Here is a 15,403-nt window from a genome sequence, read left to right on the forward strand (position 1 = left end):
TTCAGGTTTCGGAGGGGCCGCCGTGGGGGTGGATCTGGGCTGGAAAACTGCCCTGTGGGCAGTTTTCCTGAATCGCCCCGACCCAAACCCCCACGGCGGCCCTACGGGACTTTGGTCGGGTGGGGAGGGAAAGGCGGTGTGCGGTCGGGGATAATCTGGGGCCTGCACGTTCCTACCGGAGGCCGTCATCGCCATTGATGCGTTTGCGCTGATTCTTGCCATGCTGGCGCTGGGGATGGTGTTCCAGCGGCTGGGCGTCTTTGGCGCGGATGCGGCCGAGGTGCTCAACAAGGTCGTGCTGTACGTGTGCCTGCCGGCGGCGATCCTGCTGCATGCGCCGCAGCTGGAACTGGCGTGGTCGGTGCTGGCGGTGGTGGCGGTGCCGTGGCTGCTGCTCGCGGCGACCGTGCTGCTGGTGGGGCTGGCGTCCAAGGCCTTCGGGTTCTCGCGCGCGCAACATGCGGTGCTGTTGCTGACCGTCGCGCTGGGCAACACCAGCTTCCTCGGCTACCCCCTGATACAGGCCCTGCTCGGCGAGCAGGCGCTGCCCTATGCGGTCATCTACGACCAGTTCGGCAGCTTCATCATCCTGTCCACGTTCGGCCTGTACGTGCTGGCGCGCTATGGCGGGGACCGCGAGCCGACGGTGCGGGAGATGGCGCTTCGCATCGTGAAGTTCCCGCCGCTGCTGACGCTGGTGTTCGCACTGACGCTGATGCCGGCGGAGCCGCCGTCGTGGATCGCCGGTGGGCTGCAGCGGCTGGCCGATGCGCTGCTGCCGCTGGTCGTGCTGGCGATCGGCCTGACGATCCGGTTGCGGATGCCGCGCGAGGAGCTGCGGCCGCTGGCCGTGGGACTGGGCCTGAAGCTGGTGCTGATGCCGCTGCTTGCCCTGGCCCTGGCGTGGCCGCTGGGGCTGTCGGGGATCGCCGCGCAGGCCACCGTGCTGGAGGCCGCGATGCCACCGATGATCACCGCTGCAGCGCTGGCGATCTCGCACCGGCTGGCGCCGCAGCTGGCGGCGGCGATGGTCGGCTACGGGATCCTCCTTTCGCTGGTGTCGCTGCCGCTGTGGAGCCGCGGCCTGATGGCGCTGCTCGGCTGAGGGGTGTCGCGGGGGGGTGCATGCGGGTGCGATATCCTGACCTCTTTGCGCAGGGAGGCCGGGACTTGAAGACCCTATTCGTACATGTGGTGCTCGCCATCGCCGTCGTGGTGCCGGGACCCGCATCGGCGCAGCCCGGGATCGATGATCCGGAGCTGCTGGCATGGATGCATGCGGCCAATGCGGCGCAACACGCGCGTTACGAGGCGCTGGCCTCGCGGGAGGATCCGCGCTCGCTGCTGATGGCGATGCATCTGGTGCACCCGATGTTCCCGCTGCGCGAGGATCCGGAAACCGAGCTCGCCGCCGAGAAGGCGCGTGCGTGGGCGTTGCTGGAGCGCGCGGCGCGGGTGGGTCCGGACGATCCCCTCGTGGCCTGGAAGCTGGCCAACTGTCCCACCGATTCCGGTCTGGCGCTGTGTGGCTCGCCGGCCTCGCGCGAGCGGCTGGCGACCGTCGCGGGCTCGCACGCCGCGTCGCACCTGTGGTTGGCCCAGGTGGCCCAGGCCGTCGGCGACGGGGCGGCGGTCGAGACCCACCTGCAGGCTGCCGCCGAAGCTCCGTCCTACAGCTTTGAACACGAGATCGGCGAGCTCGTCTGGACCGCCTGGGAAACGATCGATTTTCCCGAAGCGGGAGAGCAGGTGGCCCAGGCGTATGGGCGCCATGTCGAGATAGACCCCGATGCCTTCGTCGACCAGGTGGTCGCCCTGTCCGTCCTGGCGCGCATCGCGGCCCACGCGGTGCCCGGCTACCAGTTTCCGATGGCCGCCTGTGGCATATCCGGGCAGGGCGAGGCCGTTGGCGAGATGCGCCGCCGCCAGTGCCTGGCCATCTTCACGACGATGGCCAGCGAAAAGCCCACCCTGCTCCAGCGAATGATCTCCGACCGGGCCCTGCTGCACCTGCGCAGCGGCGCGCCCGAAGCGGAGGATGCGAAGGCCCGCCTGCGGACGACCTGGTGGATCTACGAGGCAGGAACACCGTTGATCACGGCGATGTCCACTCAGCACGACCCAGACCACCTTCGTGCCTGGCGCGAGCGTGGCGAGTACCAGGCGCTGGTGGAGCTCATGCAGCGTCGGGGCGTCGCCACCGTGCCACCCGACGGATGGCTCCCGGAGAGCGAGGAGGCCCGGCAACTGCTCGACGACGACGGCAAACGGTGACTGCGCACGAACGCGGACCCGCATCGCACGGCCCGGCCGCGGACCCTCAGCCGGAGTAGAACCAGGCCTTCTGGATCAGGCCGTCCTCGACCTCGTAGACGACGGCCACCTCGACCGGGTGATCGCCCAGGCCGGTGACGCGCTCGTGGTCGACCACCTTGTTGCCCATGCTCATGCGTTGCAGCACGACGGCGTGCAGCCCAGGGATGTTGAAGCGGTGCTTGGCGTAATGCTCGCGGAACGCCTCGATGCCGCGAAGGGTCGGGGCCGCGGAAGGCATCCGGAAGATGCGGATGTCGGGCGCGAAGCACGCCACGAAGGCGTCGATGTCGTGCGCGTTGTATGCCTCGAGTTGCCGCTGCACGACGTCTGCCGGTGCTGTGTCCATGCCCTGGCCGCTCCTCAGTCCGCGGGTACCGTCCTGGATGCCGCCCACTGCCGCAGGCCCTGCACCTGTTCCGACATCAGCACGCTCAGCGGCCGCGTGCCCTGGATCTCCTCCAGCACCATCGCCTCGTCCACCGACGCGCCAGCGGCGTGCGCGGCGTACAGCGCGCCCACCACCGCCTGCTCGATCTCGGCCCCGGAGAAGCCCTCGGCGGCGTCCGCCAGCGTGATCAGCGAGAAACCGCCCCAGTCGATCTGGCGCTTCTCAAGGTGGATACGGAAAATCTCGGCGCGGGCGGTCGCATCGGGCAGGTCGACGAAGAAGATCTCATCGAAGCGGCCCTTGCGCAGCAGTTCCGGCGGCAGGTCCTTGACCTGGTTCGCGGTCGCGACCATGAACACCTGCGACTTGCGTTCGGCCATCCAGGTGAGCAGGTAGCCCAGCACGCGGCGCGAGACACCGCCGTCGTTGTCGCCGCCGGCGATGCCCTTCTCTATCTCGTCCATCCACAGCACGCACGGCGCCACCTGCTCGGCGGCGGCCAGCGCCTCGCGCAGGTTCTTCTCGGTTTCCCCGTGGTACTTGTTGTACAGGGTGCCGAAGTCCAGCCGCACCAGCGGGATGCCGAACACCCCGGCCACCGCCTTGGCCGCCAGCGACTTGCCGCAGCCCTGCACGCCCAGCAGCAGGATGCCCTTGGGCGGATCCAGGCCCGGCGGCGGTGAATCGGACAGGAACACCGCCCGGCGCTGGTCGATCCAGCGGCGCAGCCGGCGCACCCCGGCGACCTCGCCGAAGCTGGCGGTGTCGTATTCGAAGTGCAGGTGGCCGCTCTGGTTGAGCAGCTCGAACTTGAGCTTGGCCAGTTCCGGCAGGTCGTGCTGGCCGATCGCGCCGTCCTTGAAGATCAACTGGCGGGCGATGCGCCGCGCCTCGGTCAGGCTCAGGCCGCGCAGGTTGCGCACCAGCGCGGTGAGCGCCTCGGGGTCCTTCTCGACCCGGCGCCCGCCGTTCTCGCGCTGGTAGACGCTGGCCTCGTCGCGGACCATCTTCAGCAACGCCGCCTCATCCGGCAGGCGCAGGCGGAACCGCACCGCCTCGGACTCCAGTTCCGCCGGCAGCTCCACCTTCGGCGCCACCATCACCACCGTGTGCGCGGCGCAGTCGCGGCGCTGCATGATCTCGCGCAGCATGCGCTGGTTGGTCGCATAGCCGACATAGGGATGGAAGTCGAACAGCACGTACACGCCGCGCGCCTGTGCCTCGCGGATGCTGCGCAGCGTGGTCGAGGCATCCGGCGCGACGTTGGCGCAATCCTCGCCATCGATGTCGAAGCGCCGCAGGCCCTCGGTGATCGACCAGCGGAACATCGGTCGCCACACATGCATCATCACGTGCCGGAACAGGTCGACGACGCGGCTTTCGTCCTGCGTCTCGATGACGATCAACGGCGTGGCTGCGCGCACCAGCGCGCTGAGGTCCTGCAGTTCGCTCATGGGACGGGTCGGCAAGTCGGGAAGAGCGAACGATACCAGCCGCCCGCTTGCCCGGGTGCGGCCCCGCCCGGCTCAGCGCGGCTGGAGTTCGAAGAACACCCCGTCCCACGGGGCCAGCACCAGCCCGTCGGGCAGCACCAGGAGGCGGCTGCCCAGCGTGACCCAGGGCGTCGCGCACTCCACGTCGATGACCGTGACCTGGGCGTCGGTGGCCTGGTCCAGGCCCAGCGCCGCCGGGGTGGTGCGGTGGTCCACCAGCAGGCTCTCGACGACATTGCGCTGCTCGACGCGGTAGCGCGGCGCGGCGCAGCTGTCGGCACCGCTGTTGGCATGGGAATCGCCGAAGGACACCTCGCGGCCATGCAACCTTGCCGCTGCCGCGTCGTCCATCGCGGCGACCGCACCGAAACGGTGGCCGGTCACCATCCATTCGCCCAGCAGCGGACGCGCGCGTCGGGCACCGGGTGGCCTTCGGCGAAGCCGCCACCCGCTGCCGCCGCCGGCGTCTGGGAAGCGCGCTCCGGCTCGCCGCCTCGCGGCTCGCGCGGGTCGGTGGCCCGATCGGCCGGCTCACGCAGGGCGGTCTCGCCAGTGTCGCCGGTGGCGGTATCAGGCTGGGCGTGATCCTCGACCGGGTCCGGCGAGGCGGCAGGCTGCGGGTCCTGGGCGGGGCCACAGGCGACCAGGGCCACTGCCAGGGCCGGAACGAGGGAAATCGGAAGTAGGGCCTGGAATTTCATCGCTGCTCCTGCGGCGGCCACTTGCGGCCGCGATCCGTGTAAGCCACCAGTCTAGCGAGCCTGCATATCCGGCGGCATGTGCCCGATGGCGGCGGTTCAGCCACCCTCGCGCGCCAGCATCCGCGCGATCGCATCGCCTGCCTCGCGCCCGTCGAAGACCGCGGTGACCACCAGGTCGGCGCCGCGCACGTTGTCGCCGCCGGCGAACACCTTGGGCTGCGTGGTCTGTCCGGCGAACTCGCCCGCCAGCGGTTGCACCCGGCCGTCCTCGTGCAGCGTCACGCCCGCCGCGGCCAGCCAGGCCGGAGGATCGGGACGGTAGCCGAACGCGATGATGACCACGTCGGCGTCCAGCACGTACTCGCTGTCGGGCACCGCTTCGGCCCGCCGTCGGCCATCGGCACCCGGCTCGCCCAGCTGCGTGTGCACCATGCGCACGCCCACCACCCGGCCGTCCGCGCCTTCGATGGCCAGCGGCTGGCGGTTGAACAGGAACTCGACGCCCTCGTCGCGGGCGTTGCCGACCTCGCGGCGCGAGCCCGGCATCGAGTCCTCGTCGCGGCGGTAGGCGCAGGTCACCGAGGCCGCCTCCAGGCGGATCGCGGTGCGCACGCAGTCCATCGCGGTGTCGCCTCCACCCAGCACCACCACGCGCTTGCCGGCGAGCGCCAGCGGCACCTCGCCAGGCCGCGTGGTGCCCAGCACCTGGCGCACGTTGCCGATCAGGTAGGGCAGGGCATGGTGCACGCCGTCGAGTTCCAGCCCCGGCAGGCCGCCATCGACCGCGGCGTAGGTGCCGGTGCCGAGGAACACCGCGTCGTGGCCGGCCAGCAGCTCGTTCCACTTCGCTTCGTCCACCTCGACGCCGAGGTGGAACTGCACGCCCATGTGCTCGAGCAGGCGCCGGCGCGTGGCCACCACCTCCTTTTCCAGCTTGAACGGGGGAATGCCGAAGGTCAGCAGGCCGCCGATCTCCTCGTTGCGGTCGAACACGTGCGCCTGGATGCCATGCCGTGCCAGGCGGTCGGCGCAGGCCAGGCCGGCCGGGCCGGCCCCGATGACCGCGACCTTGCGCCCGGTGGCGACAACCTTGGACAGGTCCGGGCGCCAGCCCTGCTTGACCGCCTCGTCGACGATGTACTTCTCGACCGCGCCGATGGTCACCGCGCCGAAACCGTCGTTGAGCGTGCAGTCGCCTTCGCACAGTCGGTCCTGCGGACACACGCGGCCACAGATCTCGGGCAGCGGATTGGTCTCGTGGGCCAGGTCGGCGGCCTCGAACAGACGGCCCTCGTCGACCAGCTTGAGCCAGTTCGGGATGTAGTTGTGCACCGGGCACTTCCACTCGCAGTACGGGTTGCCGCACTCGATGCAGCGCGCGGACTGCGCCGCGGCCTCGTCGGCCTCGAACTGACCGTAGATCTCGCCCCAGCCAAGCACCCGCACCCGCACCGGGACTTCCTTGGGCATCTTCCGTGGCAGGTCGAGGAACTGGTAGACGTTCTTGCCCATCACGCAGCCTCGCGCAGGGTTTCGATCAGCGAGTCGAGCGAGGCCGCTCGCGGCTTGACCAGCCAGAACTTGCCGAGGAAGTCGCGGAACTCATCGAGCAGCTCGCCGGCCCAGGCACTGCCGCTGTGGCGCTGGTGCTCGCCCAGCAGCGCGCGCAGGTGCTGCACGTACTGCTCCATGCCCTCGGTGGACATGCGGTGGATGTCGATGAGCTCGTGGTTGTAGCGGTCGACGAAGTCGCGCTCCAGGTCGAGCACGTAGCCGAAGCCGCCGGTCAACCCGGCACCGAAGTTCAGGCCGGTGCGGCCCAGCACCGCGACCACGCCGCCGGTCATGTATTCGCAGCAGTGGTCGCCGGCGCCCTCGATGACGGCGGTGGCGCCGGAGTCGCACCGCGAAACGCTCGCCCGCCGTGCCGGCGGCGTAGAGCTCGCCACCGGTCGCGCCGTACAGGCAGGCATTGCCCATGATCACCGTCTTGCGCGCCGAGTAGGGCGCGCGCTCGGGTGGCCGCAGCACCAGCCGGCCGCCGGCCATGCCCTTGCCGACACCGTCGTTGGCCTCGCCGACCAGCTCCAGTTCCAGGCCGCCGGCATTGAACGCGCCGAAGCTCTGGCCGGCCGAGCCGGAGAAGCGCGCCTGTACCGTGCCGGGCATGCCGAGGTTGCCCCAGCGCTTGGCGATCGCGCCCGACGCGCGCGCGCCGACGCTGCGGTCGTGGTTGTGGATGTCGTAGTCCAGTCGCACCGACACGCCGCGCTCGACCGCATCGGCGGCGTCCTCCAGCAGCTGTCGTCCCAGCCGCCCGGAATCGCGCGGCGCATTGCGCGTCTCGATGCAGAAGCGGTGGTGGGCGTCCTGGTGCTCCCCGGCGTCGTCGGACAAAAGCGGCGACAGGTCCAGGCGGTTCTGGCGGCGGGTGGTGCCCGGCAACACCTCCAGCAGGTCGGTGCGGCCGATGAGGTCCTCCATGCGGCGCACACCCAGCTTCGCCAGCCACTCCCGGGTTTCCTGCGCGACGAAGCGGAAGAAGCGCACCGCGCGTTCGGGCGGGCCGTCGAAGTGGTTCTCGCGCAGGCGCTTGTCCTGGGTCGCCACGCCGGTGGCGCAGTTGTTGAGGTGGCAGATGCGCAGGTACTTGCAGCCCAGCGCGATCATCGGTGCGGTGCCGAAGCCGAAGCTCTCCGCGCCGAGGATGGCCGCCTTGATCACGTCCAGGCCGGTCTTGAGGCCACCGTCGGTCTGCAGCCGGATGCGGTGGCGCAGGCCGTTGCGGCGCAGCGTCTGCTGCGCCTCGGCCAGGCCCAGCTCCCACGGCCCGCCGGCGTAGCGGATCGAACTGAGCGGGCTGGCGCCGGTGCCGCCGTCGTGGCCGGAGATCGTGATCAGGTCGGCGTAGGCCTTGGCCACGCCCGCGGCGATCGTGCCGACGCCGGCATGCGCCACCAGCTTCACCGACACCAGCGCGTCCGGATTGACCTGCTTGAGGTCGAAGATCAGCTGCGCCAGGTCCTCGATCGAGTAGATGTCGTGGTGCGGCGGCGGCGAGATCAGGCCGATGCCGGGGCGGGCGTAGCGCAAGCGCGCGATCGTCGCGTCGACCTTGTGCCCCGGCAGCTGGCCGCCCTCGCCGGGCTTGGCGCCCTGGGCGATCTTGATCTGCAGCACCTCGGCGTTGACCAGGTACTCCGGCGTGACGCCGAAGCGACCCGAGGCGACCTGCTTGATCTTGGAACGCCTTTCGGTGCCATGGCGCGCCGGGTCCTCGCCGCCCTCGCCGGAGTTCGATCGCCCGCCGAGCCGGTTCATCGCGACCGCCAGCGCCTCGTGGGCCTCCGGCGACAGCGCGCCCAGGCTCATGCCGGCGGAATCGAAGCGCGGCAGGATCGCCTCGATCGGCTCGACCTCGTCGAGTTCCAGCGGCGTTTCGGCCAGTCGCAGTTGAAGCAGGTCGCGCAGGGCCGAGGCCGGGCGCTGGTTGACCTGGTCGGCGTAGGCGCGCCAGTGCGCCGGATCGCCGCTGCGCACCGCGGTCTGCAGCGCATGCACCACGCCCGGGTGGTACATGTGGTATTCGCCGCCGAACATGAATTTCAACAGGCCGCCCGGTTCCAGCGCGGCCTGGGCGTCGGCAGCGCGCGCGGCCAGCCAGCGGGCGTCGTCCTCGAGCTCGGCGAAGCCGGCGCCGCCGATGCGGCTGGGCGTGCCGCGGAAGCAGGCCTCGACCACCTCGTCGCCCAGGCCGATGATCTCGAACAGCTGCGCACCGCGGTAGCTGGCGATCGTCGAGATGCCCATCTTCGACATGATCTTGAGCAGGCCCTTGCGGATGCCCCGGCGGTAGCTGCGGCCCAGTTCCAGCTGCTCGCCCTCGTGGCCGCGGCGGGCCAGGTCGAGCAGGCCCTCGCGGCCCAGGCCGAAGATCGTCTGGTAGGCCAGGTAGGGGTAGACCGCGGTGGCGCCGAAGCCGATCAGGCAGGCGAAGTGGTGCGGGTCGCGCGCGGTGCCGGTCTCGATGATCAGGTTGCAGGCGCAGCGCAGGCCCTCGCGTACCAGGTGGCCGTGCACCGCGCCGGTGGCCAGCAAGGCGTGCACCGCCGGTTGTGCCGCGTCGGGGTAGCGGTCGGACAGCAGCACGATGACGGCGCCGTCGCGTACCGCGGCCGCGGCCTCGTCGCAGATGCGCGCGAGCGCCCCGCGCAGGTCCTCGCCTGCGCGCTGGTACAGGTCGATGCGCACGTTCGCGTCGGCGAAGCGGTCCAGCGCCAGCAGCTGGCGCAGCTTGCGTTGCGACAGCACCGGCGAGTTGATCAGCACCTGCCGGGCGTGTTCCGGGCCGTCATGGAAGATGTCGCCCTCGGCGCCGACCTGGGTCGCCAGCGACATCACCACCTGCTCGCGGATCGGGTCGATCGGCGGGTTGGTGACCTGGGCGAAGGCCTGGCGGAAGTGGTCGTACAACGGTCGTACGCGGGTGGACAGCACCGGCGTGGGAATGTCGTCGCCCATCGAGCCGATGCCTTCGGCCTCGCTTTCCACCAGCGGCCTGAGCACCTGCTCGCGCTCCTCGCGCGAGAGTCCGAAGCGCTTCTGGAAGGCGAGCAGCTGGTCGGGCTCGAACGGCTCGGCGGCCAGCGCCGGGTCGATCAGCGCGGCGTCGAGATAGCGCACCCCGGCCTTGAGCCAGCGCTTGTACGGTGCGCGCGCGGCATTGATGCGGTCGATCGCGGCGGATTCGAGCAGCTCGCCACGACGGAAATCGATGGCCAGCATTTCGCCCGGCCCCAGCCTGCCCTTGCGCAGCACGCCACCGGGCGGCATCCACACGCCGGCTTCCGAGGCGACCACCAGGTGGCCTTCGGCACCCAGCGCCCAGCGCGCCGGGCGCAGGCCGTTGCGGTCGAGCGAGCAGCCGGCGTGCTGGCCGTCCAGGAACACGATGCCGGCCGGGCCGTCCCAGGGTTCGGTGCTCAGCGCGTAGTACTCGTAGAACGCGGCGAGGTCGGGGTCGGAGTGCTCCAGCGAATGCGCCGCTGGCGGCACCAGGATGCGCATCGCCTTGAGCGCGTCCATGCCCCCCAGGCGCAGGATCTCGAACATCTCGTCCAGGCTCTGGGAGTCCGAGCCATGCAGGCCGACCGCTTCCTCGAACTCCGACAGGTCGAAGCCCTCGGGCTTCCACGAGCTCCGCCGCGCCTGCGCCCAGGCGCGGTTGCCGGCGATCGTGTTGATCTCCCCGTTGTGGGCCAGGCCGCGGAACGGCTGCGCCAGCGACCACTGCGGCGCGGTGTTGGTCGAGAAGCGCTGGTGGAACAGCGCCGCGCTGGCGATCAGTTCCGGCGAGGCGAGGTCGGGATAGAACCGGGCCAGGTTCTCGGGCAGCACCATGCCCTTGAAGCCGAACACCTCCGAGGACAGCCCGACCAGGTAGGCCCCGGGCCAGGCAGCCAGCGCCGACTGCGCCCGACGCCGGGCGATGAACAGTGCGCGTTCGACGGCGAGGTCGCCGCGCCCGGTTTCGCGCGGGCTGGCAAAAAGCTGTTCGATGCGCGGCAGCGTCGCCTGTGCGGCCGCGCCGCACACCGAGGCGTCGGTCGCCACCTCGCGCCAGCCCAGGGCATCCACGCCACTGGCGTCGAGCGCCGCCCCGATCGCCGCACGCGCGGCGCGGGCCTGTTCCGCGTCCCGGGGCAGGAAGACCAGGCCGCTGCCGAAGCGCTGTCCCAGGCTGATGCCGGATTCGCGCGCACAGCTGCGCAGCCACCCGGTCGGGCGCCGCAGCAGGATGCCGCAGCCGTCGCCGCTGAGGCCGTCGGCGGCCACCGCGCCGCGGTGGTTGAGCCGCGCCAGCGAATCCAGCGCGCCATCGACGATGCGCCGCTCGGCGCGGTCGTCGAGGCGCGCGATCAGTCCGAAGCCGCAGCTGTCGTGCTCGTAGGCCGCACGGTAAAGCCCGCCGCCGCTGGCGCCGGAGACAGTCAGCCCCTGAGCTGGTCGATGCGGCATCGGCCCTCCACTGCATTGCCGGGATCGCGTGGCGGCCATGGCGGCCACGCCTTCTCGACTAGACCACATCTTGTTGCAATGCCGCAATTCGACCAAGTATGGAGCGCTGCCCCGCCCCATGGCCCGCGGTGTACAGTTCGCTGGTCGCGTTCCCGGAGGCTCAGCATGCGAACGGTACTGGTGGCCAGCTCGAAAGGCGGCTGTGGAAAGACGACGGTGGCCACGAACCTGGCCGGGTACTACTCGGTGAAGGGAAGGCGCACGGTGCTGGTCGATGCCGACCCGCAGGCGTCCTCGACGCGCTGGTGTGAACGCCGCGCCGATTCCGAGGCCGCCGTGCTGCCGGTGGATGGCCGCCGAAGGCAGTGGGTGCAGCACGTGCCCGACGACAGCGAACGCGTGGTGATCGATGCGGCCGCCGGTGCGATGGGCCAGCATCTCGACGGCTTCCTCGAGCTCGCCCACGCGGTCGTCGTGCCGGTGCTGCCCTCGGTCATCGACATCGAGGCCACGGTGCCCTTCCTGAACTCGCTCGCGGCCCACCCGCGCGTCGCGTCCGGGGACCTGCCGGTGGCGCTGGTGGCGAACCGGCTCAAGCCCTGGACCAATGCCTCGCAGCAGGCGCTCGAGCAGCTCAAGGCCTGGCCCTACCCGGTCAAGGCCGCGCTGCGCGACACCCAGGCCTATGTGCTGCTGGTCGGCCTCGGCAAGAGCCTGTTCGACTACCATTCCGTACAAGTGCGGCAACATCAGGACGACTGGAAGGGCTTGCTGCGCTGGCTCAAGCGGCAAGGCTGAGTTCACCTCGGCCTCGCGAACCGGACGCCAGGCTGCGGCAGTGGCTGGCGGCCGCGCACCGCCACCCACCCACTGCCCGAGGAGTGTCGCGAATGCACCGTCTGATCCTGTTCCGCCACGCCCATGCGGAGTCCCCGCGCAACGGCCAGCCCGACCTGGAACGGCCGCTGTCGGCGACCGGCGAGGCCGAGGCCATCGCCGCCGCCGCCTGGCTGGTGGCCCAGGACCTGGTCCCCGACCGGGTGGTGTGTTCGACCGCGCTGCGCACCCGGCAGACGCTCGAACGCGTCGAGCAGGCGCTTGGCAGCCCCGCTGCGAAGTTCGACGAGCGCATCTACGAGGCCACCCCGGGCGAGCTGATCGAAGTGGCCGAGTCGCACCGTGATGCCGGCTGCGTGATGCTGGTCGGGCACAATCCGGGCTTCGAGCAGCTGGCCGCCCTGCTGACCAGCGGGCAGACCGGCGATTACCGTGGCATGCCGCCCGGCGGCATCGCCGTGGTCGAGCTTCCCGCCTCCGACACCAGCCTCGAGCCCGGGGCGGGACGACTCGCCGCCTTCTGGTCGCCCTGAGCGCGGTGCCGATGGGGGGCATGGCCGGCCGGGTCGGACTGGTGCTGGGCCTGGCGCTGGCCGCGCCCGCTGCAATGGCCGCCCCCGAGTCGGAGGCACCGATGCCGCCTGACCTGGCGCCTGCCGACGTGGAGATCGAATTGCCAGACACCGACGCGTTGATCGACCCATTGCGGTCCCGGGTGGGCTTCGCGGTGCGCATGCGCTGGCTGTCTCGCGTGGAGGGCAGCTTCGACCGCTTCCACGGGATCGTCGCCGCGCTGGAGGGGGGGTGGCGCCGGGTCGAGGTGGAGGTCGAGTCCGCCAGCGTCGAGGTCGGCGGCCGCCAGCGCATGACCGAATGGGCCGCCTCGGATGAGTTCTTCGACATCGAGAACTATCCGGTCATCGTGTTCGTCTCCGACCCGTTCGCGCCGGCGCTGGCCATCCAGGGTGGCCAGTTGCCGGGCGACCTGAGCCTGCGTGGCACGACCGCGCGGGTGGCCTTCGACATGCGTCCGGCGGCCTGCGCGCGGCCCGGACACGAGTGCCCGATCATCGTGGAGGGGCGCGTGAGCCGCGCCAAGTTCGGCATGGACGCCCACCGCGTGGCGGTGCAGGACCGCGTCGAGCTGCGCTTCGAGGTCATGCTGGCCGACCCGGATGGCGCCCCGTGAGCCGACACGCCCGGCTGGCCCTGCTGGCGCTGCTGGTACTGCTCTCGGCGTGCCGGCACCTGCCGCCCGAGCGCCTGGATGCCGCCGAGACGATGGCGGCGCAGTCGCGGCCCCAGGCCAGCGACTGCCTGTTGCCGGACCGCTGCGCCCAGCCTTCCGCCCTGTATGAGCTGGCCGAGGCCGCGGTGTTCCAGAGCACGCCCGAGGCGCCGCTGCACCACGTGCTGCTGCTCGAGGGCGGCGAGGAGGCGATGCTGGCGCGGGCGCACGTCATCCGCGCCGCACGCGAATCGCTGGAGCTGCAGACCTTCATCTTCGGCGAGGACGACGCCGGCTTCTTCGTGCTGGCCGAACTGCTGCAGGCCGCACGCCGCGGCATCCGCGTGCGGGTGTTGCTCGACCAGCTGTTCAGCGTCGACGACGTCGCGCTGCTGGCCGCGCTGGCCAGTGCCCACGAGAACTTCGAGCTCAGGCTGTACAACCCGACCTTCCAGCAGGCCAGCACCTCCCCGCTGCAGTTCGCCGCCGGCATCGTGTGCTGCTTCCGCCAGATCAACCAGCGCATGCACACCAAGCTGGTGCTGGCCGACGGCCTGATCGGCATTACCGGCGGGCGCAACTACACCAACAGCTATTACGACTGGGATCCGGCCTTCAACTACCGCGACCGCGACATCCTCGTCGCCGGGCCCATCGGTCGCGAGATGCGCGAGGGCTTCGACATGTTCTGGGAGCACGAGCGGGCGGTCCCGGTGGCCCGCCTGCACGATGTCGCGCGGCGGCTGCTGGCCAACGAAGGTGCGCCGATCCAGCTGCCGCTCAAGCTCAACAGCCGCAGCGAGCGCGTCGAGCTGGTTTCGCAGCAGGCTTCGGATGCGGACGAGGTGCGCGCGCAGCTCATCGACCCGGGCCTGATGGTCGGCCGGGTCGACTACCTGGTGGACCCGCCCGAGAAGCACGAACGCGGCAGCGACCCGGTCTACGAGGAAATCACCGCGAAACTGCGCGACCTGGTGCTCGATGCGGAGGAGGAGGTGTTGCTGCAGACGCCCTACCTCGTCCTCTCGCGCGAGGCCCGGCGCAGCTTCCGCGAGCTCAACAGGCGTCCCGGCGCGCCCCGGGTGCTGGTGTCGACCAACAGCCTGGCCTCGACCGATGCCTGGCCGGTGTATGCGCTCTCGCACAAGTACAAGCGCACCTACCTGCGCGAACTCGGCTTCACGATCCATGAATACCGGCCCTACCCGGCCGATGCGCCGATCGACCTCGAGGCCACCGGGGCCCTGGCCGAACTGCCCGAGATCGACGGCCGCCTGCCCAGCGAGACCAGCACCCGGCGCGGCAGCCCGACCCCGGCCTCCGCCGGCTCCGGCAGCCTCGGCGCGTCCGGCACCGCCGGCTCCGGGCCGACCCCCAGCGCGATGCGCGAGGGTCCGCTGCCGCTCGAGCGCGCCGGCGTCCGGGTCAGCATGCACTCCAAGTCGCTGGTGGTCGACGAGCGCATCGGCGTGGTCGGCACCCACAACTTCGACCCGCGCTCGGACAACTTCAATACCGAGAACGCGGTGATCGTGCACGACGCACGCTTCGCCCGGCTGCTGGCCGACGAGATCCGGCGCGACATGGCGCCGGAGAACAGCTGGCTCATCGCGCGCCGGCAGAAGCCGCCGATCTTCTCGGGCCTGGACTACTCGATCGGCAAGCTGTTCGAGATGCTGCCGGTGTTCGACATCTGGCCGTTCCGCTACGCGGCCAGCTATGAACTGGTCGAGGGCTGCGACCCGGTACCCGAGGACGACCCGCGCTTCCACGAGTGCTGGCGCAGCGTCGGCCAGTTCCCGGAGGTCGACGTGCCGTTCAAGGGCCTCTACACGCGCTTCATGACCGCGTTCGGCGCCGGGTTGGCGCCGATCCTGTAGCGCGGCACCGGGCAGGCCGTAAACTGGCGACCCCTCCGATCCGGGTGTCCCCATGGCCGCGAGCCCGTCCCCGTTCCGTCCCGGCGCCAGCCTGGAGCGCATCAATGCCGACCGCGCCGGCACGCTGATCGAGCGCCTGGGCATCGAGATCACCGGCATCGGCCACGACTCGCTCAGCGGCACGATGCCGGTCGACGAGCGCACCCGCCAGCCCTACGGCCTGCTGCATGGCGGGGCCTCGGTGGCGCTGGCGGAGACGCTCGGGTCGGTGGCGGCGAACCTGTGCCTGGACCCGCGCACCCACATCGCGGTGGGCCTGGAGATCAATGCCAACCACGTGCGAGCGGTGACCTCGGGCGAAGTCAGCGGCACCGCCAGCGCGATCCACATCGGCCGCAGCACGCAGGTCTGGGACATCCGCATCACCGACGACCAGGACCGCCTGGTGTGCGTCTCGCGCCTGACCATCGCGGTAGTGGAGCGCAACCGGACGGGCAGCTGAGCGCGCGTTCCGGCGTGGCCGGTTCCCGTGATCGCCCGGG

Annotated in this window: 12 protein-coding genes and 1 pseudogene; 7 read left to right on the forward strand and 6 right to left on the reverse strand. The window is 70.7% G+C overall.

What is annotated here, in order from left to right; translation table 11 throughout:
• Positions 1 to 187 precede the first annotated feature (187 nt).
• The gene (locus FU658_RS11425) at positions 188 to 1,105 is read left to right on the forward strand and encodes an AEC family transporter (protein WP_147892204.1); all 918 of its coding nucleotides are present in this window, start codon (positions 188 to 190) and stop codon (positions 1,103 to 1,105) included.
• Between the two features lie 65 nt (positions 1,106 to 1,170).
• The gene (locus tag FU658_RS11430) at positions 1,171 to 2,274 is read left to right on the forward strand and encodes a hypothetical protein (protein ID WP_147892205.1); all 1,104 of its coding nucleotides are present in this window, start codon (positions 1,171 to 1,173) and stop codon (positions 2,272 to 2,274) included.
• Positions 2,275 to 2,320: 46 nt separating this feature from the next.
• On the opposite strand, the gene FU658_RS11435 is transcribed toward FU658_RS11430, so the two are convergent.
• The 6 genes and pseudogenes from FU658_RS11435 to gltB form a co-directional block, all read right to left on the reverse strand.
• Complete coding sequence (locus FU658_RS11435) at positions 2,321 to 2,662, reverse strand: nuclear transport factor 2 family protein (RefSeq protein ID WP_147892206.1); 342 nt, start codon at positions 2,660 to 2,662, stop codon at positions 2,321 to 2,323.
• Positions 2,663 to 2,676: 14 nt separating this feature from the next.
• Positions 2,677 to 4,158: an AAA family ATPase gene (locus tag FU658_RS11440; protein WP_147892207.1), complete on the reverse strand. Its 1,482-nt coding sequence runs from the start codon at positions 4,156 to 4,158 to the stop codon at positions 2,677 to 2,679.
• Between the two features lie 72 nt (positions 4,159 to 4,230).
• Positions 4,231 to 4,581 carry a hypothetical protein gene (locus FU658_RS11445; protein ID WP_147892208.1) on the reverse strand — a complete coding sequence of 117 codons (351 nt, stop codon included), beginning with the start codon at positions 4,579 to 4,581 and terminating at the stop codon, positions 4,231 to 4,233.
• The gene (locus FU658_RS11450) at positions 4,578 to 4,898 is read right to left on the reverse strand and encodes a hypothetical protein (RefSeq protein ID WP_147892209.1); all 321 of its coding nucleotides are present in this window, start codon (positions 4,896 to 4,898) and stop codon (positions 4,578 to 4,580) included. The genes FU658_RS11445 and FU658_RS11450 overlap by 4 nt, the downstream gene beginning before the upstream one ends.
• 96 nt (positions 4,899 to 4,994) lie before the next feature.
• The gene (locus FU658_RS11455) at positions 4,995 to 6,413 is read right to left on the reverse strand and encodes an FAD-dependent oxidoreductase (protein WP_425477610.1); all 1,419 of its coding nucleotides are present in this window, start codon (positions 6,411 to 6,413) and stop codon (positions 4,995 to 4,997) included.
• Positions 6,410 to 10,916, reverse strand: a pseudogene (gltB, locus tag FU658_RS11460) (glutamate synthase large subunit). Before gltB ends, FU658_RS11455 begins: the two are co-directional and overlap by 4 nt.
• 165 nt (positions 10,917 to 11,081) lie before the next feature.
• Between gltB and FU658_RS11465 the strand changes: the two are divergent.
• From FU658_RS11465 to FU658_RS11485, 5 genes are all read left to right on the forward strand, one after another.
• Positions 11,082 to 11,714 carry a ParA family protein gene (locus FU658_RS11465; protein ID WP_147892211.1) on the forward strand — a complete coding sequence of 211 codons (633 nt, stop codon included), beginning with the start codon at positions 11,082 to 11,084 and terminating at the stop codon, positions 11,712 to 11,714.
• Positions 11,715 to 11,806: 92 nt separating this feature from the next.
• Positions 11,807 to 12,286, forward strand: coding sequence for a SixA phosphatase family protein (locus FU658_RS11470; protein ID WP_147892212.1), 480 nt, complete (start codon positions 11,807 to 11,809; stop codon positions 12,284 to 12,286).
• A gap of 20 nt (positions 12,287 to 12,306) precedes the next feature.
• The gene (locus FU658_RS11475; protein ID WP_187266078.1) at positions 12,307 to 12,942 is read left to right on the forward strand and encodes a YceI family protein; all 636 of its coding nucleotides are present in this window, start codon (positions 12,307 to 12,309) and stop codon (positions 12,940 to 12,942) included.
• Positions 12,939 to 14,861 (forward strand): phospholipase D family protein, encoded by a 1,923-nt coding sequence (locus tag FU658_RS11480; protein ID WP_187266079.1) that lies wholly within the window; start codon positions 12,939 to 12,941, stop codon positions 14,859 to 14,861. The genes FU658_RS11475 and FU658_RS11480 overlap by 4 nt, the downstream gene beginning before the upstream one ends.
• Positions 14,862 to 14,913: 52 nt before the next feature.
• Positions 14,914 to 15,363 (forward strand): hotdog fold thioesterase, encoded by a 450-nt coding sequence (locus tag FU658_RS11485; RefSeq protein ID WP_147892214.1) that lies wholly within the window; start codon positions 14,914 to 14,916, stop codon positions 15,361 to 15,363.
• The last annotated feature ends 40 nt before the right edge of the window (positions 15,364 to 15,403 follow it).

Origin of the sequence: Alkalisalibacterium limincola (assembly GCF_008017755.1) — a bacterium.
GTDB classification, from domain to species: Bacteria; Pseudomonadota; Gammaproteobacteria; order Xanthomonadales; family Xanthomonadaceae; genus Alkalisalibacterium; species Alkalisalibacterium limincola.

Bases quoted from the DNA above. Each gene is read 5' to 3' on its own strand.
- FU658_RS11435 (WP_147892206.1), bottom strand. From the start codon at position 2,662: ATGGACACAGCACCGGCAGACGTCGTGCAGCGGCAACTCGAGGCATAC.
- FU658_RS11440 (WP_147892207.1), bottom strand. From the start codon at position 4,158: ATGAGCGAACTGCAGGACCTCAGCGCGCTGGTGCGCGCAGCCACGCCG.
- FU658_RS11450 (WP_147892209.1), bottom strand. From the start codon at position 4,898: ATGAAATTCCAGGCCCTACTTCCGATTTCCCTCGTTCCGGCCCTGGCA.
- FU658_RS11465 (WP_147892211.1), top strand. From the start codon at position 11,082: ATGCGAACGGTACTGGTGGCCAGCTCGAAAGGCGGCTGTGGAAAGACG.
- FU658_RS11470 (WP_147892212.1), top strand. From the start codon at position 11,807: ATGCACCGTCTGATCCTGTTCCGCCACGCCCATGCGGAGTCCCCGCGC.
- FU658_RS11475 (WP_187266078.1), top strand. From the start codon at position 12,307: ATGGCCGGCCGGGTCGGACTGGTGCTGGGCCTGGCGCTGGCCGCGCCC.
- FU658_RS11485 (WP_147892214.1), top strand. From the start codon at position 14,914: ATGGCCGCGAGCCCGTCCCCGTTCCGTCCCGGCGCCAGCCTGGAGCGC.